A 21,739-nucleotide genomic window follows, 5' to 3' on the forward strand; every position below is an offset into this window, starting at 1 on the left:
CGCGGGGCTCGGCGCGATCAGGCTTGCGCCAGCGGCAGTTGGTAACGCTGGGTGCCGTCGTAGCGTTGCCAGCCGGCGCTGTCGTAGAGCGCCTGGGCCTGGGCGTTGTCGTGATCGGTTTCCAGCTCCAGGCGCGCGGCGCCGTCGGCGCGGGCGAATTCGGCCGCGGCGTCGAGCAGCGCGCGGGCGACGCCGCGGCGGCGCGCGGTCGCCTCGACGTAGAGATCGTTGAGCACCCACACGCGCGCGGCGCGCACCGACGAGAAGGTCGGATACAGCTGGACGAAGCCGGCGCCGTCGGCGCCGTCGAGCGCGGCCAGCAGCACCGTCGAGTCGCCGCGCCGCAAGCGCTCGCCGATGAAGGCGCGCGAGGCCGCTTCGTCCTGGCGCTGGGTGTAGAAGTGTCGGTAGCGGTCGAACAGCGGCGCGACGAGGTCCAGATCGGCGGCGACGGCGCGGCGGATGGCGAGGCTCATGCGGAAGTCGGCGAGGGCGGGGGAGGGGCCGATTATGGCCGCAGGCCGGGGGCAGCGTCATGACTTGCGACGGCCGATCGGGGCGGGGCGTGCGCGGGCTCTCAGTTCGCGCCGGATGCGGGCGATCTACCTGTAGGAGCGGCGCGAGCCGCGACCGCGGCAACGCAGCTACGCCGAAAGGTTCGCAATGGTTGCGTTGTCGCGGTCGCGGCTCGCGCCGCTCCTACAGGGGGCTGTTGCGACTGCGGACTCGATGGGGCGGTTGTCGCGCCAGCTCGCCGACGCCCGCGACGACGCACTCAACCGGCCGACAAGCGCGCCAATTCGTCGGCCTGATGCTCGTGCACCAAGCGCCCGATCAACCCGTCCAATTCCCCGGCGATCACGTTCGGCAGGTCGTATAAGGTCAGCCCCTCGACCCGGTGATCGGTGATCCGGCCCTGCGGAAAGTTGTAGGTGCGGATGCGCTGGCTGCGGTCGCCGCTGCCGACCTGCAGGCGCCGGTCCTGCGCCTGCGCGGCGGCGGCCTTGGCCGCGGCGGCGTCGGCCAGCATCGCTTGCAGGCGCTTGAGCGCCTTGTCGCGGTTGGCGTGCTGGCTGCGCTCGGTCTGGTTTTCGACCACCACGCCGCTGGGGAGGTGGGTGATGCGGATCGCCGATTCGGTTTTGTTGACGTGCTGGCCGCCCGCGCCGGAGGAACGGAAGGTGTCGATCTTCAAATCGGCCGGATTGATCTCGATCGGCTCGCCTTCCGGCTCCACCGCGATGATCGCCACGGTCGCCGCCGAGGTGTGGATGCGGCCTTGCGATTCGGTCTCCGGCACGCGCTGCACGCGATGGGTGCCGGACTCGAACTTGAGCTTGGAATACGCGCCGCGGCCTTCGACCCGGGCGATGATTTCCTTGAAACCGCCGTGCTCGCCGGGATTGGACGATTCGATTTCGACCTTCCAGCCCTGGCGCTCGGCGTAGCGCGAATACATGCGGAACAAGTCGCCGGCGAAGATCGCCGCCTCGTCGCCGCCGGTGCCGGCGCGCACTTCCAGATACAGGTCGCCGTCGTCGCGCGGGTCTTTCGGGATCAGGTGCGCCATCAGCTCGACGTCGAGCCGCTGCAGGCGGGCCGAAGCCGAGGCGATTTCCTCGTCGGCCAACTCGCGCAGTTCCGGATCGCCGCGCATCGCTTCGGCCGCGCTCAGATCGGCCTTGGCCTGGGTTTCGGCGGCCAGCGCCAGCGCCACCGGTTCGAGCTGGGCGAATTCGCGCGAGAACTTGCGGAAGCGCTCGCTGTCGCCGATCACGCCGGGATCGGCGAGCAGGCGTTCGAGTTCTTCGCGGCGTTCGGCCAGGGCTTCGAGTTTGCGGCGCAGGCTGGGAGTCATTGAGCGGGAAATAGCGGGTAAGAGACAGGAGATGGGAACGGCGCGAACGTCGGCGACGGGAGGTCGCTAACGGTCGTGCAGCGATTCGGCGTCGGCCGATTCGCTCTGTCCCGATTCCGATTCCCGATTCCCGATTCCCGCTCCGCTGGCCGCGGGAAACAGCTTGTCCGCCGCGCGCGCGAGTTCCGGATTGCCGGTCAGCGCCGCTTCGCGCAGCGCGATCGTCGGCGCGTGCAGCAGGCGGTTGGTCAAGGTGTGGGCGAGGAAGTTGAGCACCTCGCCCGGGTCCTGGCCCGCGGCGAGCTGCGCCTGGGCCTTGGCCAGCACTTCCTCGCGCGCGGCGTCGCCGTGATCGCGCAGGCGCTTGATCGGCGCGGTGCGGGTGCTCGCGGCCAGGGTTTCGACGAAGCGCGCGACCTGCAGCTCGACGATGGCCTCGGCCTCGGTCGCGGCCTCGCGGCGGCTGCGGCGGTTGTCTTCGATGGCGCGTTCCAGATCGTCCACGGTGTAGAGGAATACGTCCTTCAGATCGGCCACGTCGGCGGCGATGTCGCGCGGCACGGCCAGATCCAGCAGCAGCATCGGCCGGTGCTTGCGCGAGGCCAGCGCGGCGGCGACCTGCGGCTTGCGCAGGATCGGCTCGCGGCTGGCGGTGGCGCTGAGCACGATGTCGGCTTCGGCCAGATGGCGGTCGAGTTCGCTCAGCGGCAGCGCCACGCCACCGTGGCGGGTGGCCAGGTCCTGGGCGTGGGCGAGGGTGCGGTTGGCGATCAGCAGGCGCTTGGCTTTGGCCTGGACCAAATGGCGCGCGGCCAGCTCGATGGTTTCGCCGGCGCCGACCAGCAGCACCGCCGAGTCTTCGAGCCGGGCGAAGGATTCCTGCGCGAGCCGCACCGCGGCCGAGGCCACCGACACCGGGTTGGCGCCGATGCGGGTGTCGGTGCGCGCGCGCTTGGCGGTCGAGAAGGCTTGCTGGAACAGCCGGTCGAGCTGGCTGCCCAAGGTGCCGGCGCCGCGCGCGGCGGCCCAGGCGTCTTTCACTTGGCCGAGGATCTGCGGTTCGCCCAGCACCAGCGAATCCAGGCCGGTGGCGACCCGGAACAGATGCCGCACCGCGTCGGCGTCGCGATGGCGGTAGAGGTAACCGTGCAGGTCGCCGGCGTCGTCGGGGTGGCTGGCCAGCCAGTCGGACAAGGCGCGGCCGTCGTCGTCGGCGACCGCGTAGATCTCGGTGCGGTTGCAGGTCGACAGCAAGGCCACCTCGCGCACCGGCGCCAGCGCGCGCAGCGCGGCCAGCGCGGCGGGCACCGCGTCGCCGGCGAACGCCACCCGTTCGCGCAGGCTGACCGGCGCGGTTTGGTGGTTGAGGCCGAGGACGTACAGGCTCATGCGGAAGGGCTCACGCGCTCGCGCGCCGACGCTCCGGTCGCGCGCGCCGGGGCCCGCCCGCGGAGGCGGGAAAGTTCCATCGGACGGCGGCGGAGGCGGGACATCGGTTCAGGCGCTTGCGATAAGCTGCGGGCTGCTGAAGGCCGCCATTCTACCGGCCCACTGGTCCCCCCGTGTCTTCTAACGATTCGATTTTCTCGATCGGTCCAATAGACAGTCCCGAAGACAACGCCGACCCCGCCCGCCGCCGCCGCGCGCCCCTGGCCGCCGCGCTGCTGCTGGCGGCCTGCGGCTGGAGCGCGCTGGCCGGCGCCACCGCCCCGACGCCGGCCGCCGGCGCGGTCGCCGAACCCAGCGCCGCCGCGCTCGCCGCGGCCCGCGCCGCGATCCAGGCCGGCGCGGCCAAGGACCCCACCGGCGCCTCGCTGGAATCGCTGTTGGTCGGCGAATTCGCGCTGCAGTCGGGCAAGCTCAACGACGCCTCCGCGGCCTATCTCAAGGCCGCGCGCGCCTCCGGCGACAAGGTCCTGGCCGAACGCGCCACCAGCATCGCCCTGGTCGCGCGCGAGGACGCCGCCGCGGCCGAAGCGCTGGCGCTGTGGCGCAAGCTCGGCGGCCAGGGCAACGTGTTCGCCGCGGCCGAGGCGACCTTGTCGCTGCGCCGCGGCGACGAACGCGCCGCGCTGCGCCAGCTCGACGCGCTGATGACCGCCGCGCCCGACACCGGCTGGCGGCAGGCGCTGGGCGTGCTCACCGCCGGCTCCAAGGATCCCAAGCAAACCGCGCGGATGGTCGAGAAGCTGGTCGACGGCGGCCGTCTGCCCAAGCGCAATCTGATGGCCTGGGTCGCGTTCGGCGGCCTCGCCCAGCGCCTGGACCAGCCCAAGCTGACCGAGCGCATCATCGACGAAGTGGTGCGCCGCTTCCCCGGCGAGCCGCGGGTCGGCCTGCTCCGGGTCAGCCAGCTGCGCGACGAAGGCAAGACCGACGAAGCCACCAAGCTGCTCGCCACCCTGGTGCCGCTGGCCGACACCGACAACAACCTGCGCGCGCTGATCGCCGAGCAGTACGAAGGCCTCAACGATTTCCAGAACGTCGCCGCGGTGCTCGCGCGCGGCGCCCAGGACGACCAGACCTACGCCTTGCGCGCGTCCTACCTGGCCCGCGCCGAGGACAAGGCCACGCTGACCGTGCTGTACGACGAACTGCGCGCCAGCGCGGCCAAGCCCGATCCGGCGCGGCGCCTGCTGCTGGGCCAGCTCGCCGAATATCTGGAGCGCCTGGACGAAGCTTTGAACTGGTACCAGGGTGTGCCCGGCGGCCCGCAGCGCGAGATCGCGCGGCTGCGCGCGGCCAACGTGCTGCACAAGCTCAAGCGCGCCGACGAAGGCTTCGCCGCATTGCGCGCGATCCAGTCCGACGCCTCGGCCGAGGACGACACCCGCCGCGACGCCTACATCCTGGAAGCGAACCTGCGCGCCGAGGACAAGAACGTCGCCGGCGAGAACGACGCCTTCGCCCGCGGTCTCGCCGCGTTCCCCGACGAGCCGGAAATCCTCTACGCGCGCGCCCTGAGCTGGGAGCGCCGCGACGACATCGCCCGCGCCGAAGCCGACTTCCGCCGCATCCTGGTGGCCGAGCCCGACAGCATCGCCGCGCTCAACGCGCTCGGCTACACCTTGGCCGACCGCACCACGCGCTATCAGGAAGCGCTGGAGCTGATCGAACGCGCGCGCACCGCCGAGCCGGACAACGCCGCCATCGTCGACAGCTACGGCTGGGTGCTTTATCGCCTGGGCCGGACCAAGGAGGCCGAAGTCGAACTGCGGCGCGCGCTGACCATGCAGAAGGACGCGGAAATCGCCGCGCATCTGGCCGAGTTGCTGTGGGAAACCGGGCGCCGCGACGAAGCGCGCAAGTATTTCGAGCAGGGCCGCAAGATCGACGCCGACAACCGTTCGTTGCAGCGCGCGCTGAAGAAGTACGGCTTATGAGCGGCGCGCTCGCGAACGGCGCCGCGCCCGGCGGATTCGCGCGCGCCCGCATCGCCGCGCTGGCGGTGCTGGCCGCGCTGCTGACGGCGTGCGCCGGCGCCGGCGTGCGTCCCGGCGCGCCGACGGATCGGGTCGTGCCGGCCGCCGACGCGGCCGAGCGCGAGGCCGCGCGCGTGGCGCGCGTGCGCGCCGCCGCGCAGTGGTCGCTGACCGGCCGCATCGCCGTGTCCAACGCGGGCAAAGGCGGCAGCGGGCGGATCGAGTGGAACCAGCGCGGCGGCGCTTACGAGGTCGCGCTGAGCGCCCCGGTGACCCGCCAGAGCTGGCGCCTGAGCGGCGGCCCCGACGGCGCCCGCCTGGAAGGCCTGGACGGCGGCCCGCGCGCAGGTGCGGACGCCGCCGAACTCCTATTCCAGGCCACCGGCTGGGACATCCCGGTCGCCGCCCTCGGCGACTGGCTGCGCGGCCTGCCGGCCGGCGACGGCGCCGACGCGCGCATCGCCCGTGGCCCCGACGGGCGCCCGCAGTCCATCGTTCAAGGCGGCTGGACCATCGCTTACGAATGGCCGGCCAGCGGCGACTTGCCCGCGCGCCTGGACGCGCGGCGCGACTCGGCGCGGGTGCGGTTGATCGTGGATCAGTGGCAGGGCGGGGCGGTGGCGGCGGCGCCGGCCGTTCGCGGCGCCGGCTTCGACGCGCTCGATCCGCTGCGCCTGCAGATGCTCGCCCTGAACGAAGGCGATCCCGAGGCCGATATGCGCGCCCGCGTCGCGCTCGGCGACCGTCGCCCCGTCGGCCTGGGCGACGGCTGGGGCGGCACTTCGCTGCCGAACTGGGGCGCGCCGCGCTGGGACGGCTCCCACGCCGACCTGGAACTCGGCTATCCCGAGGCGGAGCCGGCGCGGGTGTTGCGCGGCAGCGATACCGATGTCGCGCTCGATCCGGCGCTGCGCGCCCGCGCCGTCGCCTATGCCGCCACCTACAATGCGGCCCTGCGCTGGCACCTGCGGGCGGGCGAGGGCGCTTGGGCGTCCGTCGAGGCCGATTTCCGCTGAACCCTTTCGCTGCCGCCTCGTTCCCGGATCCCGCCGTCCATGCACGACCCCACCGAACCCACCTGGTCGGTTTGGCCCGCCCCGGCCAAGCTGAACCTGTTCCTGCGCATCGTCGGCCGCCGCGCCGACGGCTATCACCTGCTGCAGACCGTGTTCCGTCTCCTGGATTGGGGCGACAGCATCCGCCTGCGGCCGCGCGCCGACGGCCGCATCGTCCGCCACGGCGGCTCGGTGGCCGGTGTGGCCGAGGCCGACGACCTTACCGTGCGCGCCGCGCTGGCGCTGAAAAAAGAAGCGAACTGCGCCCAAGGTGTGGATATCGTCATCGAAAAGCGCATTCCGGCCGGCGGCGGCTTCGGTGGCGGCTCGTCCGATGCCGCGACCGTCCTGGTCGCCCTCGACGCGCTCTGGGGCACCGGTCTGGGCGTCGAAACGCTGGCCCGTCTCGGCCTCGGGCTGGGCGCCGACGTCCCCGTGTTCGTGCGCGGCGACAACGCCTGGGCCGAGGGCGTGGGCGAGGAGCTGCGCCCCGTCGAGCTGCCCCCGGCCTGGTACGTGCTTGCCGATCCCGGCGTCCACGCCCCGACCGCGGCGCTTTTTCAATCGCCTGAATTGACGCGGGATGCTCCGCCCGCGACAATGTCGGACTTCGTTTCGGGTAGACCGCTCGGGAATGCGTTCGAGCCGGTGCTGCGTCAGCGCGAGGCCGCCGTCGAGGCCGCCTTCGCCGCCTTGGCGCGAATCGGTTCGCCACGCCTCACCGGGTCCGGCAGCGGGTGTTTCGTCGAGTTCGCCACGCGCGAATCCGCCGAAGCCGCGCTGACGCAACTGCCGCCGGGCCTGCGCGCCTGGACGGCGGGCGGAGCGCAACGTTCGCCGTTGCGCGCCGCGCTCGAAACCAACCGACGGGGTTGAACCACCGGTTCGCCGCGTCGCGCAGCAAACACCGTGTCACCTCGCGTTCTACAGGTTTCCGCAGGGGCGTCGCCAAGAGGCCCAAGGCACCAGGTTTTGATCCTGGCATTCGTAGGTTCGAATCCTACCGCCCCTGCCATTCGCTGTTCGCGGGAGTAGGGAATGGAGAATCGGGAATCGCCGCGCGGCGATTCCCGATTCTCGATTCCCCATTCCCGAACCGCCCGGTCAGAGCGAAGCGGAGTAAATGACAGTGCAAAACGATCGCAACCTGCTGGTTTTCAGCGGCAACGCCAACCGTCCGCTGGCCGAAGCCGTGTGCAAGGAGCTGGGCATCCGGCTCGGCAAGGCCCTCGTCGGCCGCTTCTCCGACGGAGAAGTGCAGGTCGAGATCGAAGAGAACGTCCGTCGCCAGGAAGTCTTCGTCATTCAGCCGACGAACGCGCCGACGGCCGAGAATTTCATGGAACTGCTGGTGCTGATCGACGCGCTCAAGCGCGCCTCGGTCGCCAACGTGACCGCGGTGGTGCCGTACTTCGGCTACGCCCGCCAGGATCGCCGCCCGCGCTCCTCGCGCGTGCCGATCACCGCCAAGGTCGCGGCCAAGATGTTCGGCGCGGTCGGCGCCGACCGGGTGCTCACGGTCGATCTGCATGCGGATCAGATCCAGGGCTTCTTCGACATCCCGGTCGACAACGTCTACGCCTCGCCGCTGCTGCTCGCCGACATCTGGCGCGCGCACGGCACCGACAACCTGATCGTGGTGTCCCCGGACGTCGGCGGCGTGGTGCGCGCTCGCGCGATCGCCAAGCGCCTGGACGACGCGGACCTGGCGATCATCGACAAGCGCCGCCCGCGCGCCAACGTCGCCACGGTGATGAACATCATCGGCGACGTGTCGGGCAAGACCTGCGTGCTGGTCGACGACATCGTCGACACCGCCGGCACCCTGTGCGCCGCCGCCGCGGCGCTCAAGGCGCAGGGCGCGCAGAAGGTCGTGGCCTACTGCACCCACCCGGTGCTGTCGGGCGCGGCCATCGACAACGTGACCAAGTCGCAGCTGGACGAGCTGGTGGTGACCGACACCATCCCGCTCACCGCCGCGGCCCGGGCCACCGGCCGGATCCGCCAGCTCAGCGTGGCCGAGCTGCTGGCCGAGACGATCCGCCGCATCGCGTTCGGCGAGTCGGTGAGTTCGCTGTACGTCGATTAAGCGGGAAAAGGGAAAGAAGGGAGCGGGGAATGGTGGCTGGCGCGGAGCGCCGAGCCGTTCGGGTTCCCAGCAAGTGCGACAGATTGTTGGAGGTAGGAGGTCGGGTTAAGGCAGTGGGGGCGGCGTGAATCGCCATTCCCTGTTCCCTTTGTTCCCCGTTCCCGCTTCCGAACGCCACTCACCTGGTCGCGGGTGAGTATCCAAACCGCCGCGAGGCGGTCCTAACGCAGTAAAAACAGGTACAAGCAAATGTCCGAACACATCATCAAGGCCACTGGCCGCAAGGTCGAAGGGAAGGGTGCGAGCCGCCGCCTTCGTCATGCCGCCAACATCCCGGCCATCATCTACGGCGGCGCCGCCGCTCCGCAGCCGATCCAGCTCGACCACGAGAAGATCTGGCTGGCCAGCCAGCACGAGTGGTTCTACTCCTCGATCCTGAGCCTGGACGTCGACGGCAAGGTCGAGCAGGTCCTCCTGCGCGACATGCAGCGCCACCCGTTCAAGCAGATCATCATGCACCTGGACTTCCAGCGCGTGGACGCCAACCAGGCGCTGCGCGTGGCCGTGCCGCTGCACTTCCTCAACGAAGACAAGTCGCCGGCCGGCAAGTCCGCCGACGTCGTGGTCACCCACGAGCTCAACGAAGTCGAAGTGTCCTGCCTGCCGAAGGACCTGCCGGAGTTCATCGAGATCGACCTGTCGGGCCTGAAGGTCGGCGACATCGTCCACCTGTCGGAGCTCAAGCTGCCGAAGGGCGTCGAGATCCCCGAGCTGAAGCTGGGCAAGGAACACGACGTCGCCGTCGTGATCGCCAAGCACGGCAAGGAAGAGGCCGAGTCGACCGAGGACGCGCCCGCCGCGGACGTGCCGGCCGCCAAGGTCTCGAAGAAGGACGAAGACAAGAAGTGATCGCCGGCCGGCGCGCCGTAGCCGGCGCGCCGGTCCGCGTTTGCGGACTGTCTTAGTTCATGGCGGGACTGCGCCTGATCGTCGGCCTGGGCAACCCCGGCGCCGAATACACCCGGACCCGGCACAATGCCGGGTTCTGGTTTGTGGACGCCCTGAACGACAAGTTCGGCGGCCGTTTCGGCCTGGAATCCAAGCTGTTCGGCGAGACCTCGAAGATCGAGATCGCCGGCAAGCCGGTGTGGCTGCTCAAGCCCGCCACCTTCATGAACCTCTCCGGCAAGTCGGTCACCGCCGCGCTGCGCTACTGGAAGATCGAGCCCGAGGAGGCGCTGCTCGCGCACGACGAGCTCGACCTCGCGCCCGGCACCGCCCGGCTCAAGTTCGACGGCGGCCACGGCGGCCAGAACGGTTTGCGCGACACCATCCAACTGCTCGGCCACGGCAAGTTCCACCGCCTGCGCCTGGGCATCGGCCACCCCGGCCACAAGGACAAAGTCACCCCGTGGGTGCTCGGCCGTCCCGGCAAGGACGACGAGGCCACGATCCTGCGCGCCATCGACGACGCCATCGATGTGATGCCGTTGGCGGTGCAGGGCAATTTCATGGATGCGATGACGCGGTTGCATACCGCGAAGTGAAGCGAAAGCGGGAATGGGAAGCGGGGAGCGGGGACTGCCAGTTCGCCGCGCCACGATTTCCGGCCTCGCGCGAAAGATTCTTTGGCGGGAGCTGCGAGCTCGCAGCGATACGCGCGGTTCGGTGCGCAGCTCCCATTCCCTGTTCCCCATTCCCTATTCCCGGATCTCCTCCTCATGGGCATCAAATGCGGCATCGTCGGCCTGCCTAACGTCGGCAAGTCGACCCTGTTCAACGCGCTGACCAAGGCGGGCATCGCCGCGGCCAACTTCCCGTTCTGCACGATCGAGCCGAACGTCGGCGCGGTGCCGGTGCCGGATCCGCGCCTCAATGCGCTGGCCGAGATCGTCAAGCCGCAGAAGCTGATCCCGACCGCGGTCGAGTTCGTCGACATCGCCGGCCTGGTCGCCGGCGCGGCCAGCGGGCAGGGCCTGGGCAACAAGTTCCTGGCGCATATCCGCGAGGTCGACGCGATCACTCACGTGGTGCGCTGCTTCGAGCACCCGGACATCATTCACGTCAACAACAAGGTCGACCCGATCGCCGATATCGAGACCATCGATACCGAGCTGGCGCTGGCCGACCTGGAGAGCGTCGAGAAGGCTTACCAGCGCGCCGAGCGCTCGGCCAAGACCGGCGACAAGGAAGCGATCGTGCGTAAGGAGGTCCTCGACCGCGTGCGCAAGGGCCTCGACGCCGGCACCCCGGCGCGCGCGCTGAACCTGTCGGACGACGACAAGGCCGCGCTGCGCGACCTGTTCCTGCTGACGCTCAAGCCGGTCATGTATGTCGCCAACGTGCTCGAGGACGGCTTCGAGAACAATCCGCACCTCGACGCCGTGCGCGCCCGCGCCGTGGCCGAGGGCGCCCAGGTGGTGCCGGTGTCGGCGGCGATCGAAGAAGAGCTCAGCCAGCTCGACGACGCCGACCGCGACACCTTCCTGGCCGACCTGGGCCTGGACGAGCCGGGTCTGAACCGCCTGATCCGCGCCGGTTACGCGCTGCTCGGCCTGCAGACCTATTTCACCGCCGGGGTGAAGGAAGTGCGCGCCTGGACGGTCAAGGCCGGTTCGACCGCGCCGCAGGCCGCCGCGGTGATCCACACCGACTTCGAGAAGGGCTTCATCCGCGCCGAAACCATCGCTTACGACGATTTCATCAAGTACAAGGGCGAGTCCGGCGCCCGCGACGCCGGCCGTCTGCGCCTGGAAGGCAAGGAATATCGCGTCCAGGAAGGCGATGTGTTGCACTTCCGGTTCAATGTTTGAGTAGACTACGCGGCCCCGCTGTCCGCGCCTGAGCGCGCCGGCGGCGGGGGCGAAAAAAATCCCGAAAGTTTTTGTGAAAGTGCGTTGACAAGCTGAAGATCGCACTTCAAAATTACGGGCTCTTCGGAGGGATACCCAAGCGGCCAACGGGGGCAGACTGTAAATCTGCTGGCTTACGCCTTCGGTGGTTCGAATCCACCTCCCTCCACCAGATTGGCCGGTGCGACGATCAGCTTCACCGATACGGCGCAAGGGCAGAGCGGTAAAGTTTCAAGTTCCAACGCTGTAATGGCTGCACGCGGCGCGGGAGTAGTTCAATGGTAGAACCTCAGCCTTCCAAGCTGATGGCGCGGGTTCGATTCCCGTCTCCCGCTCCATTGAACGCAGTCTTCCAGCGCGGCAAAAAAGTTTCGCTCACGTAGCTCAGTCGGTAGAGCACCTCCTTGGTAAGGAGGAGGTCGAAGGTTCGATTCCTTTCGTGAGCACCATCTCCAAGCAGTACCGGCTGCTTTACCAACAGCCAACGCGACACACAGACCAAACACGAGAAGCGATAGCCATGGCCAAGGGTAAGTTCGAGCGCACCAAGCCGCACGTGAACGTCGGCACGATCGGTCACGTCGACCACGGCAAGACCACGCTGACGGCCGCTCTGACCAAGGTCGGCGCCGAGCGTTTCGGTGGCGAGTTCAAGGCGTACGACGCGATCGACGCGGCGCCGGAAGAGAAGGCTCGCGGCATCACGATTTCGACCGCTCACGTCGAATACGAAAGCCCGAACCGTCACTACGCCCACGTGGACTGCCCGGGCCACGCCGACTACGTGAAGAACATGATCACGGGTGCGGCGCAGATGGACGGCGCGATCCTGGTGTGCTCGGCCGCTGACGGCCCGATGCCGCAGACCCGCGAACACATCCTGCTGTCGCGTCAGGTCGGCGTGCCGTACATCGTCGTGTTCCTGAACAAGGCCGACATGGTGGACGACGCCGAGCTGCTCGAGCTGGTCGAGATGGAAGTGCGCGAGCTGCTGAGCAAGTACGAGTTCCCGGGCGACGACACCCCGATCATCCACGGCTCGGCCCGTCTGGCGCTGGAAGGCGACCAGTCGGACATCGGCGTGCCGGCGATCATCAAGCTGGTGGAAGCGCTGGACACCTTCATTCCGGAGCCGGAGCGCGCGATCGACAAGCCGTTCCTGATGCCGGTGGAAGACGTGTTCTCGATCTCGGGCCGCGGCACCGTGGTGACCGGCCGTATCGAGCGCGGCATCATCAAGGTGGGCGACGAAATCGAAATCGTCGGTATCCGTCCGACCCAGAAGACCACCGTGACCGGCGTGGAAATGTTCCGCAAGCTGCTGGATCAGGGCCAGGCGGGCGACAACGCGGGTCTGCTGCTGCGCGGCACCAAGCGTGACGACGTGGAGCGCGGCCAGGTGCTGGCCAAGCCGGGTTCGATCACCCCGCACACCGAGTTCGAGGGCGAGGTGTACGTGCTGTCGAAGGACGAAGGCGGCCGTCATACCCCGTTCTTCAAGGGCTACCGTCCGCAGTTCTACTTCCGCACCACCGACATCACCGGCGCGTGCCAGCTGCCGGAAGGCGTCGAGATGGTGATGCCGGGCGACAACGTGAAGATGGCGGTGACGCTGATCAACCCGGTCGCGATGGACGAAGGCCTGCGCTTCGCGATCCGCGAAGGCGGCCGTACCGTCGGCGCCGGCGTGGTGTCGAAGATCCTAAAGTAATCGCTGTAACCTCGCGGCGGCCGCCAAGGTCGCCGCAAGGCCGCGAACGGCGGGCCGGCCACCCGGTCCGCCTTCGTTATTTAGGGCGCCCGAACACCGCAGGTGTTTCGCGGCGACCGGTTTTCGAAGACAATGGCCGGCCGGCGGTCCAGCCCCTTGAAGGGCGCCGATCCGGACCCGAGATTTCAGACGTACGCCAGTAGCTCAATTGGCAGAGCAGCGGTCTCCAAAACCGCAGGTTGGGGGTTCGAGTCCCTCCTGGCGTGCCACTTACACCGAGCCGGCTCGGACGACCCGGCGACTGGCAAGCCATTGAAAGGGCCGCGCAGGGATGGGCGGGCTTTCGCGAGGGAATCGCCCCGAGAATGAACAGCAAGGCCGAACACCACAAATCCAGCGGCGGCAGCGCCGGCGATCTCGTCAAGTACGTCGTGGCCCTGTTGCTGGCCGCCGGCGGTGTGTTCGCCTACATCTGGTTCGAGAATTGGAGCGGCCCGCTGCGTGCGGGCGTCGTCGTTGCCGGCCTGATCGCCGGTGCCGCCGTGTTCATGCTCTCGGCCAAGGGCATCCAGACCCGCGAATTCCTGTCCGAATCGCGCTTCGAACTGCGCAAGGTGGTTTGGCCGACCCGCGAGGAAGCGCTGAAGACCACTTGGGTCGTCATGATCGCGGTGCTGATCCTGAGCCTGATCCTGTCGGGTTTCGACTGGATCATCCAGGCGGCGGTCAAGTTCCTGCTGGCGCGCTGAGGACGCTGAGGAGATGACCGATTTGAATACGCAAGAAAACAAGCGCTGGTACGTGGTCCACGCCTACTCGGGCTTCGAGAAGTCGGTGGCCCAGGCCCTGCGCGACCGCATCGTCCGCTTCGAGATGACCGACCGCTTCGGCGAAGTCCTGGTCCCGACCGAAGAGATCGTGGAAATGCGTTCCGGCCAGAAGCGCCGTTCCGAGCGCAAGTTCTTCCCGGGCTACGTCCTGGTCCAGATCGCCACTCACGACGAGGCGGGCATTCCCCGCATCGACAGCGAGAGCTGGCATCTGATCAAGGAAACCCCGAAGGTGATGGGCTTCATCGGCGGCACCGCCGACCGCCCGCTGCCGATCCAGGACGCCGAGGCCGACCGTATCCTGCAGCGCGTTCAGGAAGGCGTCGAGAAGCCGCGCCCCAAGGTGCTGTTCGAGCCGGGCGAAATGGTCCGGGTCATCGACGGCCCGTTCGTCGACTTCAACGGCGTGGTCGAAGAGATCAACTACGAAAAGAGCCGCCTGCGCGTCGCGGTGCTCATTTTCGGCCGCTCGACCCCGGTCGAGCTGGAATTCGGTCAGGTCGAAAAGGCCACCTGAGCCGGGCGGGGCGCCCGGTCCGGCCCCGCGGTCGGCCCGCCCACATCGCCTGAAAACCTGATATAGTGTGCGGCTCGCTGCCCGGCAGGGTAGCAGCCACAACCGACCAGCCGCCCCGGAGCACTCCCCGGGCGGCTGTTCGCGCGAGAGAAAACGCGATGCCGGAACGCGCGATTTCCGGCCCGATGGGGAGCCTGCGGTCTAAAGGCGCTAGCACCCGGAGAGCACATCAATGGCAAAGAAAGTAGTCGGCTACATCAAGCTGCAGGTCAAGGCCGGTCAGGCCAACCCCTCGCCGCCGGTCGGTCCTGCGCTGGGTCAGCGCGGCCTGAACATCATGGAGTTCTGCAAGGCGTTCAACGCCGCGACCTCCAAGCTCGAGCCGGGTCTGCCGACCCCGGTCATCATCACGGCCTACTCGGACCGTACCTTCACCTTCGTCACCAAGTCGACCCCGGCTTCGGTGCTGCTGAAGAAGGCTGCCGGCATCACCTCCGGCTCCAAGCGCCCGAACACCGACAAGGTGGGCAAGGTCACCCGCGCCCAGCTGGAAGCCATCGCCAAGCAGAAGGAAGCCGACCTGACGGCGGCCGACCTGGATGCGGCGGTGAAGACGATCGCGGGCTCGGCCCGCAGCATGGGCCTGGTGGTGGAGGGTTAAGACATGGCAATGACTAAGCGCGAAAAGGCCATCAAGGCCGCCGTGGTTCCGGGTAAGGCTTACGCTTTCGACGAAGCCGTCAAGATCGTCAAGAACGCCACCAAGGCCAAGTTCGTCGAATCCGTCGACGTCTCCGTCCGTCTGGGCGTGGACGCGAAGAAGTCCGACCAGCAGGTGCGCGGCTCGACCGTGCTGCCGGCCGGTACCGGCAAGACCGTGCGCGTGGCGGTGTTCGCCCCCGCCGGCGCCAAGGCCGACGAGGCCCTGGCCGCGGGCGCCGAGGCCGTCGGTATGGACGATCTGGCCGAGAAGATGCAGGCCGGCGACCTGAACTACGACGTGGTCATCGCCACCCCGGACGCGATGCGCGTCGTCGGTAAGCTCGGTCAGGTGCTGGGCCCGCGCGGCCTGATGCCGAACCCGAAGGTCGGCACCGTCTCCCCGAACCCGGGCGAAGCGGTCAAGAACGCCAAGGGCGGTCAGGTGCGTTACCGCACCGACAAGGCCGGCATCATCCACTGCACCATCGGCAAGGTCTCGTTCGAAGACGGCTCGCTGAAGGACAACCTGCAGGCGCTGCTGCTCGACCTGATCAAGGCCAAGCCGGCCACCGCTAAGGGCCAGTACCTGCAGAAGGTCTCGATCAGCTCGACCATGGGTCCGGGCGTGATCGTCGATCAGGCTTCGCTGACGCTCAAGTAATCGAATCACAGGAGTGAGCGAAGAGAACCGAGGAGTGAGCGAACAGCCGCATTCGCTCTTACTCGTTTCTCGCTTCTCTCAACTCGCTCCTAGCTTTTTGAGGGCATCGCCGAGGGTCGCCCCGACGCGATAGCCGTCAAAGACCGCAGGCGCGGTCAGCGCATACCGACGACGGGCACGGAAGCTCGACACGGCAAGGAGTCGCCGTCGGTACAGCGGGATCGCTTAATTCGGACTCTTCGGAGCCGGGCCGGCGTAGATGGTGCCCCTGACTGAATTTTTTCAGGAAAGGCCACCACCCGGGATGCCTTCGGGCGTCCCCGGCGACAAGGACCGTCGCCGCCCAGGACCGCAAGCGGCAGGAGCCGCGAGCGGAGTCAATAAGGCTGGGAACCGAGTAAGGACGAGAACGGCGCAGCACCGGCGCAAGCCGCGGCCCCGCCATTCCCCCGTCCCCAATCCCCCTTCCCGGCTTTCGGAGGAGTGCAATGGCTCTCAATCTGTCTCAGAAGCAAGAAGTAGTCGCCGAGCTGGCAGAAGTCGCCGCGAAGGCCCACTCCTTGGTTGCAGCCGAGTACGCGGGCATCACGGTCGGTCAGCTGACCGCGATGCGCAAGAAGGCTCGCGAAACCGGTGTGTACTTGCGTGTCGTCAAGAACACCCTGGCCTCGCGCGCCGTCGCCGGTACCGAATTCGAGTGCGTCCAAGACAAGCTCGTCGGTCCGCTGCTGTACGCGTTCTCGGTGGACGAACCCGGCGCCGCCGGCCGTCTGATCAAGGAATTCGCCAAGGGCAACGACAAGCTCAAGGCTCAGGTCGTCGCCGTGGGCGGTCAGGTTTATCCGGCCAGCCACGTCGAAGTCCTCGCCTCGCTGCCGACCCTCGACCAGGCCCTGGCCATGCTGGCCCGCGTCCTGTCCGAACCCGCCGCGATGTTCGCCCGCGCCGTCAAGGCCGTGGCCGACCAGCAGGGCGGCGGCGAAGTCGCAGCCGAAGCTCCGGCCGAAGCCGAACCGGCGTAATCGCCGCGTCGTCTTCGCGACCGCTTCACTGAACCCGATTCGTAAGATCAAATTTTCCTGAGGTTAAACACAATGTCCCTGTCCAACGAACAGATCGTCGACGCCATCGCCGAAAAGAGCTTGATGGAAGTCATGGAGCTGGTGCGCGCGATCGAAGAGAAGTTCGGCGTCTCCGCCGCCGCTCCGGTTGCCGTCGGCGTCGCCGCCGAAGCCGCCGCTCCGGTCGAAGAGCAGACCGAGTTCACCGTCGTCCTGAAGGCCGCCGGCGACAAGAAGGTCGAAGTCATTAAGGCCGTCCGCGCCATCACCGGCCTGGGTCTGAAGGAAGCCAAGGACCTGGTCGAAGGCGCTCCGCAGAACGTCAAGGAAGCCGTCTCCAAGGACGACGCTGCCAAGATGAAGAAGGACCTCGAAGCCGCTGGTGCGACCGTCGAAGTCAAGTAAGCCGTACTTGCGTCGCCGGTCTGTTTTGGCGACCAACCGAAGGCTGGGGGCGAGAGCCCCCGGCCTTTGGCCGTTGTAGCGGGATCGCGCATTTCGGACCGATTCGAGGTTTTCCGGTCCGCGATCCCGTCGTGAGTTGTCAGTCGGAAGTAGCGGGAGAGGGCGTGCTGGTGCCGGCAATACCAGCGACTTCCCACTGGCAATTTTTGCTTTCAGTCATTAGTCCCCCGAACCGCGGACGCGCGGTTCGCCCGGAAGGCGGCCACGGCGGCCTTCCCGGCCCATTAGCTAATCGAGGCGGTAGCTCACCATGACCACAGCTTCCCAGAACTATTCGTTCACCGAAAAGAAGCGCATCCGCAAGGACTTCGGCAAGCGCAAGTCCATCCTCGAAGTTCCCTTCCTGCTCGCGATCCAGGTCGACTCCTATCGCGAATTCCTGCAAGAACACACCGACCCGGCCAAGCGCGCCGACCGCGGCCTGCACGCCGCGCTGAAGTCGGTGTTCCCGATCTCCAGCTACAGCGGCAACGCCGCGCTCGAGTACGTGGGCTACAAGCTCGGCGACCCGGTGTTCGACGAGCGCGAATGCCGCAACCGCGGCCTGTCCTACGGCGCTCCGCTGCGCGTGACCGTGCGCCTGGTGATCTACGACCGCGAGTCCTCGACCAAGGCGATCAAGTACGTCAAGGAGCAGGAAGTCTACATGGGCGAAATTCCGCTCATGACCGACAACGGCACCTTCATCGTCAACGGCACCGAGCGCGTCATCGTCTCGCAGCTGCACCGTTCGCCGGGCGTGTTCTTCGATCACGACCGCGGCAAGACCCACAGCTCGGGCAAGCTGCTGTACAGCGCCCGCATCATCCCCTACCGCGGCTCCTGGCTGGACTTCGAGTTCGACCCGAAGGACGCGCTGTTCACCCGTATCGACCGCCGCCGCAAGCTGCCGGTCACGGTGCTGCTGCGCGCGCTGGGCTACGGCAACGAGGAGATGCTGAACAAGTTCTTCGAGATCAACACCTTCCACATCATGCCCGAGGGCGTGCAGTGGGAGCTGGTCTCCGAGCGCCTGCGCGGCGAAACCCTGGACTTCGATCTGGCCGACGGCGATCGCGTGATCGTGGAAGCCGGCAAGCGCGTCACCGCGCGCCACGTCAAGCAGTTGGAACAGTCGGGCATCTCGGCCCTGGCCGTGCCGGACGGCTACCTGCTGGGCCGCATCCTCTCGCACGACGTCGTCGACACCAGGACCGGCGAGCCGCTGGCCTCGGCCAACGATGAAATCAACGAAGACCACCTGCAGGCCTTCCGCAAGGCCGGCATCGATCAGGTCGGCACCATCTGGGTGAACGACCTCGACCGCGGTCCGTACATCTCCAACACCTTGCGCATCGATCCGACCAAGACCCAGCTCGAGGCGCTGGTCGAGATCTACCGCATGATGCGTCCCGGCGAGCCGCCGACCAAGGACGCCGCGCAGAACCTGTTCCACAACCTGTTCTTCACCTTCGAGCGCTACGACCTCTCGGCCGTGGGCCGGATGAAGTTCAACCGCCGCATCGGCCGCAAGGAAACCACCGGCGCCTCGGTGCTGTACGACGCGAAGTACTTCGCCGACCGCAAGGACGACGAATCCACGCGCCTGCGCAACGAGCTGGCGGACACCTCCGACATCCTCGACGTCATCCGCACCCTGACCGAGATCCGCAACGGTCGCGGCGTGGTCGACGACATCGACCACCTGGGCAACCGCCGCGTGCGTTCGGTCGGCGAAATGGCCGAGAACACCTTCCGCGTCGGTCTGGTCCGCGTCGAGCGCGCGGTGAAGGAGCGCCTGTCGATGGCCGAGTCCGAAGGGCTCACCCCGCAGGAACTCATCAACGCCAAGCCGGTGGCCGCCGCGATCAAGGAGTTCTTCGGCTCCTCGCAGCTGTCGCAGTTCATGGACCAGAACAACCCGCTGTCGGAAGTCACGCACAAGCGTCGCGTGTCGGCCCTCGGCCCGGGTGGCCTGACCCGCGAACGCGCCGGCTTCGAAGTGCGCGACGTGCACCCGACCCACTACGGCCGCGTGTGCACCATCGAAACGCCTGAAGGCCCGAACATCGGCCTGATCAACTCGCTCGCCGTGTTCGCCCGCACCAACAAGTACGGCTTCCTGGAGACGCCGTACCGCAAGGTCGTGGACGGCAAGGTCACCGACGACGTCGAGTTCCTGTCGGCGATCGAAGAGAACGAGTACGTCATCGCCCAGGCCAACGCGCCGCAGGACGACAAGGGCATGATCACCGCCCAGTTCGTGGCCTGCCGCTTCCAGGGCGAAACCCTGCTCAAGCCGCCGAGCGAGATCCACTTCATGGACGTCTCGCCGATGCAGACCGTGTCGGTCGCGGCCGCGCTGGTTCCGTTCCTGGAGCACGACGACGCCAACCGCGCGCTGATGGGCGCGAACATGCAGCGTCAGGCGGTTCCGACCCTGCGTTCGCAGAAGCCGCTGGTCGGCACCGGCATCGAGCGCGCCGTGGCGCGCGACTCGGGCGTGACCGTCAACGCGCTGCGCGGCGGCGTGATCGAGCAGGTCGACGCCGGCCGCATCGTGGTCAAGGTCAACGAGGAGGAAATCTCCGCGGTGACCGACGCGGGCGTCGACATCTACAACCTGATCAAGTACACGCGTTCCAACCAGAACACCTGCATCAACCAGCGTCCGCTGGTGAAGGTGGGCGACGTGATCGCGCGCGGCGACGTGCTGGCCGACGGTCCCTCGACCGACATCGGCGAGCTCGCGCTGGGCCAGAACATGCTGGTCGCGTTCATGCCGTGGAACGGCTACAACTTCGAAGACTCGATCCTGCTCTCCGAGCGCGTGGTCGAGGAGGATCGCTACACCACGATCCACATCGAAGAGCTGACCTGCTCGGCGCGCGACACCAAGCTGGGGCCGGAGGAAATCTCCGCCGACATCCCGAACGTCTCCGAGCAGGCGCTGAACCGCCTCGACGAGTCGGGCGTGGTGTACATCGGCGCCGAAGTCCGCGCCGGCGACATCCTGGTCGGCAAGGTCACCCCGAAGGGCGAGTCGCAGCTGACTCCGGAAGAGAAGCTGCTGCGCGCGATCTTCGGCGAGAAGGCCTCCGACGTTAAGGACAGCTCGCTGCGCGTGCCCCCGGGCATGGACGGCACCGTCATCGACGTGCAGGTCTTCACCCGCGACGGCATCGAGAAGGACAAGCGCGCCCGTCAGATCGAAGAGTCGGAAATCCGCCGGGTCAAGAAGGACTTCGACGACCAGTTCCGGATCCTGGAAGCGGCGATCTACGACCGCCTGCGCACCCAGCTGATCGGCAAGGTCGCCAACGGCGGCGCCGGCCTGAAGAAGGGCGACACCGTCACCTCGCTGGTGCTGGACGGCCTGAAGCGGACCGACTGGTTCACCCTGCGCATGAAGGACGAGGAAGCGATCGAGGCGATCGAGCGCGCGCAGAAGCAGATCGACGTTCACGCCAAGGAATTCGAACGCCGTTTCGCCGACAAGCGCGCCAAGATCACCCAGGGCGACGACCTCGCTCCGGGCATCCTGAAGACGGTCAAGGTGTTCCTGGCGGTCAAGCGCCGCATCCAGCCGGGCGACAAGATGGCCGGCCGCCACGGCAACAAGGGTGTGGTCTCGACCATCGTTCCGGTCGAGGACATGCCGTACGCCGCCGACGGCCAGACCGTCGACATCGTGCTGAACCCGCTGGGCGTGCCGTCGCGTATGAACATCGGCCAGATCCTCGAAGTGCATCTGGGCTGGGCCGCCAAGGGCCTGGGCCAGAAGATCCAGCGCATGCTGGAGGCGCAGCAGAAGATCGCCGAACTGCGCAAGTTCCTCGACGACATCTACAACCACGACAGCAAGCTGCACGGCCAGCGCGTCGATCTGAAGCAGTTCACCGATGAAGAACTGCTGCGTCTCGCGCGCAACCTGACCGACGGCGTGCCGATGGCGACGCCGGTGTTCGACGGCGCGGCCGAGTCCGAGATCAAGCGCATGCTCGAGCTCGCCGAACTGCCGAGCAGCGGCCAGACCGTGCTGCACGACGGCCGCACCGGCGAAGCGTTCGAGCGTCCGGTGACCATCGGCTACATGCACATGCTGAAGCTGAACCACCTCGTCGACGACAAGATGCACGCGCGTTCGACCGGTCCGTACTCGCTCGTCACCCAGCAGCCGCTGGGCGGCAAGGCGCAGTTCGGCGGCCAGCGTTTCGGCGAAATGGAAGTCTGGGCGCTGGAAGCCTACGGCGCGGCCTACACCCTGCAGGAAATGCTGACGGTGAAGTCCGACGACGTGCAGGGCCGCAACCAGATGTACAAGAACATCGTCGACGGCGAGTACGAAATGGTCGCGGGCATGCCGGAGTCCTTCAACGTGTTGGTGAAGGAAATCCGCTCGCTGGCGATCAACATGGAGTTGGAAGAGAACTGAGGTAGGGGCAGGGAATGAAGGGAGCAGGGAATGAAGGGAATGGTTGCGCATCGCGCAGTCCCCTCAGTCCCTTGTTTCCCCTCTTTCCCGCCCTCGTTTTTC

General features: G+C 67.5%; 18 protein-coding genes and 5 tRNA genes. 20 read left to right on the forward strand and 3 right to left on the reverse strand.

Features of this window, described 5'->3' with window-relative positions; all coding sequences use genetic code 11:
- Nucleotides 1-17: 17 nt before the first annotated feature.
- The 3 genes from J5226_RS10945 to hemA all read right to left on the reverse strand — a co-directional run bounded on the left by J5226_RS10945 (nucleotide 18) and on the right by hemA (nucleotide 3,247).
- On the reverse strand, nucleotides 18-476 hold the full coding sequence (locus J5226_RS10945; protein WP_215839932.1) for a GNAT family N-acetyltransferase: 459 nt from the start codon (nucleotides 474-476) through the stop codon (nucleotides 18-20).
- Between the two features lie 299 nt (nucleotides 477-775).
- Complete coding sequence (gene prfA / locus J5226_RS10950) at nucleotides 776-1,858, reverse strand: peptide chain release factor 1 (protein ID WP_215839933.1); 1,083 nt, start codon at nucleotides 1,856-1,858, stop codon at nucleotides 776-778.
- 66 nt (nucleotides 1,859-1,924) lie between these two features.
- Complete coding sequence (hemA, locus tag J5226_RS10955; RefSeq protein WP_215839934.1) at nucleotides 1,925-3,247, reverse strand: glutamyl-tRNA reductase; 1,323 nt, start codon at nucleotides 3,245-3,247, stop codon at nucleotides 1,925-1,927.
- Between the two features lie 173 nt (nucleotides 3,248-3,420).
- Between hemA and J5226_RS10960 the strand changes: the two genes are divergently transcribed.
- The 20 genes from J5226_RS10960 (at nucleotide 3,421) to rpoB (ending at nucleotide 21,637) form a co-directional block, all read left to right on the forward strand.
- Nucleotides 3,421-5,241: a tetratricopeptide repeat protein gene (locus tag J5226_RS10960; RefSeq protein WP_255323056.1), complete on the forward strand. Its 1,821-nt coding sequence runs from the start codon at nucleotides 3,421-3,423 to the stop codon at nucleotides 5,239-5,241.
- Nucleotides 5,238-6,296: a lipoprotein insertase outer membrane protein LolB gene (gene lolB / locus J5226_RS10965; RefSeq protein ID WP_215839935.1), complete on the forward strand. Its 1,059-nt coding sequence runs from the start codon at nucleotides 5,238-5,240 to the stop codon at nucleotides 6,294-6,296. Before J5226_RS10960 ends, lolB begins: the two co-directional genes overlap by 4 nt.
- Before the next feature lie 39 nt (nucleotides 6,297-6,335).
- On the forward strand, nucleotides 6,336-7,211 hold the full coding sequence (gene ispE / locus J5226_RS10970; RefSeq protein ID WP_215839936.1) for a 4-(cytidine 5'-diphospho)-2-C-methyl-D-erythritol kinase: 876 nt from the start codon (nucleotides 6,336-6,338) through the stop codon (nucleotides 7,209-7,211).
- 62 nt (nucleotides 7,212-7,273) lie between these two features.
- Nucleotides 7,274-7,350: transfer RNA gene (locus J5226_RS10975), tRNA-Gln, on the forward strand.
- A 114-nt stretch (nucleotides 7,351-7,464) separates the two neighbouring features.
- Nucleotides 7,465-8,424, forward strand: a complete 960-nt coding sequence (locus J5226_RS10980; protein ID WP_206410879.1) for a ribose-phosphate diphosphokinase — start codon at nucleotides 7,465-7,467, stop codon at nucleotides 8,422-8,424.
- Nucleotides 8,425-8,673: 249 nt separating this feature from the next.
- A complete protein-coding gene (locus J5226_RS10985; protein ID WP_215839937.1) occupies nucleotides 8,674-9,333 on the forward strand; it encodes a 50S ribosomal protein L25/general stress protein Ctc in 660 nt (219 codons plus the stop codon).
- Between the two features lie 59 nt (nucleotides 9,334-9,392).
- Entirely contained in the window at nucleotides 9,393-9,971 is a 579-nt protein-coding gene (gene pth / locus J5226_RS10990; RefSeq protein WP_215839938.1) for an aminoacyl-tRNA hydrolase, read from the forward strand.
- A gap of 174 nt (nucleotides 9,972-10,145) precedes the next feature.
- A complete protein-coding gene (ychF, locus tag J5226_RS10995; protein WP_215839939.1) occupies nucleotides 10,146-11,237 on the forward strand; it encodes a redox-regulated ATPase YchF in 1,092 nt (363 codons plus the stop codon).
- A gap of 125 nt (nucleotides 11,238-11,362) precedes the next feature.
- Nucleotides 11,363-11,448 (forward strand) — tRNA-Tyr (locus J5226_RS11000).
- A gap of 92 nt (nucleotides 11,449-11,540) precedes the next feature.
- Nucleotides 11,541-11,614: transfer RNA gene (locus tag J5226_RS11005), tRNA-Gly, on the forward strand.
- A gap of 35 nt (nucleotides 11,615-11,649) precedes the next feature.
- Nucleotides 11,650-11,725 (forward strand) — tRNA-Thr (locus J5226_RS11010).
- Nucleotides 11,726-11,796: 71 nt separating this feature from the next.
- Complete coding sequence (gene tuf / locus J5226_RS11015; protein WP_215839940.1) at nucleotides 11,797-12,987, forward strand: elongation factor Tu; 1,191 nt, start codon at nucleotides 11,797-11,799, stop codon at nucleotides 12,985-12,987.
- Between the two features lie 193 nt (nucleotides 12,988-13,180).
- Nucleotides 13,181-13,256 (forward strand) — tRNA-Trp (locus J5226_RS11020).
- 96 nt (nucleotides 13,257-13,352) lie between these two features.
- The gene (gene secE / locus J5226_RS11025; RefSeq protein WP_215839941.1) at nucleotides 13,353-13,736 is read left to right on the forward strand and encodes a preprotein translocase subunit SecE; all 384 of its coding nucleotides are present in this window, start codon (nucleotides 13,353-13,355) and stop codon (nucleotides 13,734-13,736) included.
- Nucleotides 13,737-13,758: 22 nt separating this feature from the next.
- Complete coding sequence (gene nusG / locus J5226_RS11030; protein WP_255323057.1) at nucleotides 13,759-14,334, forward strand: transcription termination/antitermination protein NusG; 576 nt, start codon at nucleotides 13,759-13,761, stop codon at nucleotides 14,332-14,334.
- A gap of 232 nt (nucleotides 14,335-14,566) precedes the next feature.
- On the forward strand, nucleotides 14,567-14,995 hold the full coding sequence (rplK, locus tag J5226_RS11035; protein WP_057948565.1) for a 50S ribosomal protein L11: 429 nt from the start codon (nucleotides 14,567-14,569) through the stop codon (nucleotides 14,993-14,995).
- 3 nt (nucleotides 14,996-14,998) lie between these two features.
- On the forward strand, nucleotides 14,999-15,697 hold the full coding sequence (rplA, locus tag J5226_RS11040) for a 50S ribosomal protein L1 (RefSeq protein ID WP_215839943.1): 699 nt from the start codon (nucleotides 14,999-15,001) through the stop codon (nucleotides 15,695-15,697).
- A gap of 488 nt (nucleotides 15,698-16,185) precedes the next feature.
- Nucleotides 16,186-16,719 (forward strand): 50S ribosomal protein L10, encoded by a 534-nt coding sequence (gene rplJ / locus J5226_RS11045; RefSeq protein WP_215839944.1) that lies wholly within the window; start codon nucleotides 16,186-16,188, stop codon nucleotides 16,717-16,719.
- A gap of 72 nt (nucleotides 16,720-16,791) precedes the next feature.
- Nucleotides 16,792-17,163, forward strand: a complete 372-nt coding sequence (rplL, locus tag J5226_RS11050; RefSeq protein ID WP_215839945.1) for a 50S ribosomal protein L7/L12 — start codon at nucleotides 16,792-16,794, stop codon at nucleotides 17,161-17,163.
- Between the two features lie 310 nt (nucleotides 17,164-17,473).
- Nucleotides 17,474-21,637: a DNA-directed RNA polymerase subunit beta gene (gene rpoB, locus J5226_RS11055; RefSeq protein WP_215839946.1), complete on the forward strand. Its 4,164-nt coding sequence runs from the start codon at nucleotides 17,474-17,476 to the stop codon at nucleotides 21,635-21,637.
- Nucleotides 21,638-21,739: the final 102 nt, after the last annotated feature.

Origin of the sequence: Lysobacter sp. K5869 (assembly GCF_018847975.1) — a bacterium.
GTDB lineage: Bacteria > Pseudomonadota > Gammaproteobacteria > Xanthomonadales > Xanthomonadaceae > Lysobacter.

What these genes read in the sequence shown, in the direction of transcription:
- J5226_RS10945 (WP_215839932.1), bottom strand. Translation starts at nt 476, where the DNA reads ATGAGCCTCGCCATCCGCCGCGCCGTCGCCGCCGATCTGGACCTCGTC.
- prfA (WP_215839933.1), bottom strand. Translation starts at nt 1,858, where the DNA reads ATGACTCCCAGCCTGCGCCGCAAACTCGAAGCCCTGGCCGAACGCCGC.
- hemA (WP_215839934.1), bottom strand. Translation starts at nt 3,247, where the DNA reads ATGAGCCTGTACGTCCTCGGCCTCAACCACCAAACCGCGCCGGTCAGC.
- lolB (WP_215839935.1), top strand. Translation starts at nt 5,238, where the DNA reads ATGAGCGGCGCGCTCGCGAACGGCGCCGCGCCCGGCGGATTCGCGCGC.
- ispE (WP_215839936.1), top strand. Translation starts at nt 6,336, where the DNA reads ATGCACGACCCCACCGAACCCACCTGGTCGGTTTGGCCCGCCCCGGCC.
- J5226_RS10985 (WP_215839937.1), top strand. Translation starts at nt 8,674, where the DNA reads ATGTCCGAACACATCATCAAGGCCACTGGCCGCAAGGTCGAAGGGAAG.
- pth (WP_215839938.1), top strand. Translation starts at nt 9,393, where the DNA reads ATGGCGGGACTGCGCCTGATCGTCGGCCTGGGCAACCCCGGCGCCGAA.
- ychF (WP_215839939.1), top strand. Translation starts at nt 10,146, where the DNA reads ATGGGCATCAAATGCGGCATCGTCGGCCTGCCTAACGTCGGCAAGTCG.
- tuf (WP_215839940.1), top strand. Translation starts at nt 11,797, where the DNA reads ATGGCCAAGGGTAAGTTCGAGCGCACCAAGCCGCACGTGAACGTCGGC.
- secE (WP_215839941.1), top strand. Translation starts at nt 13,353, where the DNA reads ATGAACAGCAAGGCCGAACACCACAAATCCAGCGGCGGCAGCGCCGGC.
- rplK (WP_057948565.1), top strand. Translation starts at nt 14,567, where the DNA reads ATGGCAAAGAAAGTAGTCGGCTACATCAAGCTGCAGGTCAAGGCCGGT.
- rplA (WP_215839943.1), top strand. Translation starts at nt 14,999, where the DNA reads ATGGCAATGACTAAGCGCGAAAAGGCCATCAAGGCCGCCGTGGTTCCG.
- rplJ (WP_215839944.1), top strand. Translation starts at nt 16,186, where the DNA reads ATGGCTCTCAATCTGTCTCAGAAGCAAGAAGTAGTCGCCGAGCTGGCA.
- rplL (WP_215839945.1), top strand. Translation starts at nt 16,792, where the DNA reads ATGTCCCTGTCCAACGAACAGATCGTCGACGCCATCGCCGAAAAGAGC.
- rpoB (WP_215839946.1), top strand. Translation starts at nt 17,474, where the DNA reads ATGACCACAGCTTCCCAGAACTATTCGTTCACCGAAAAGAAGCGCATC.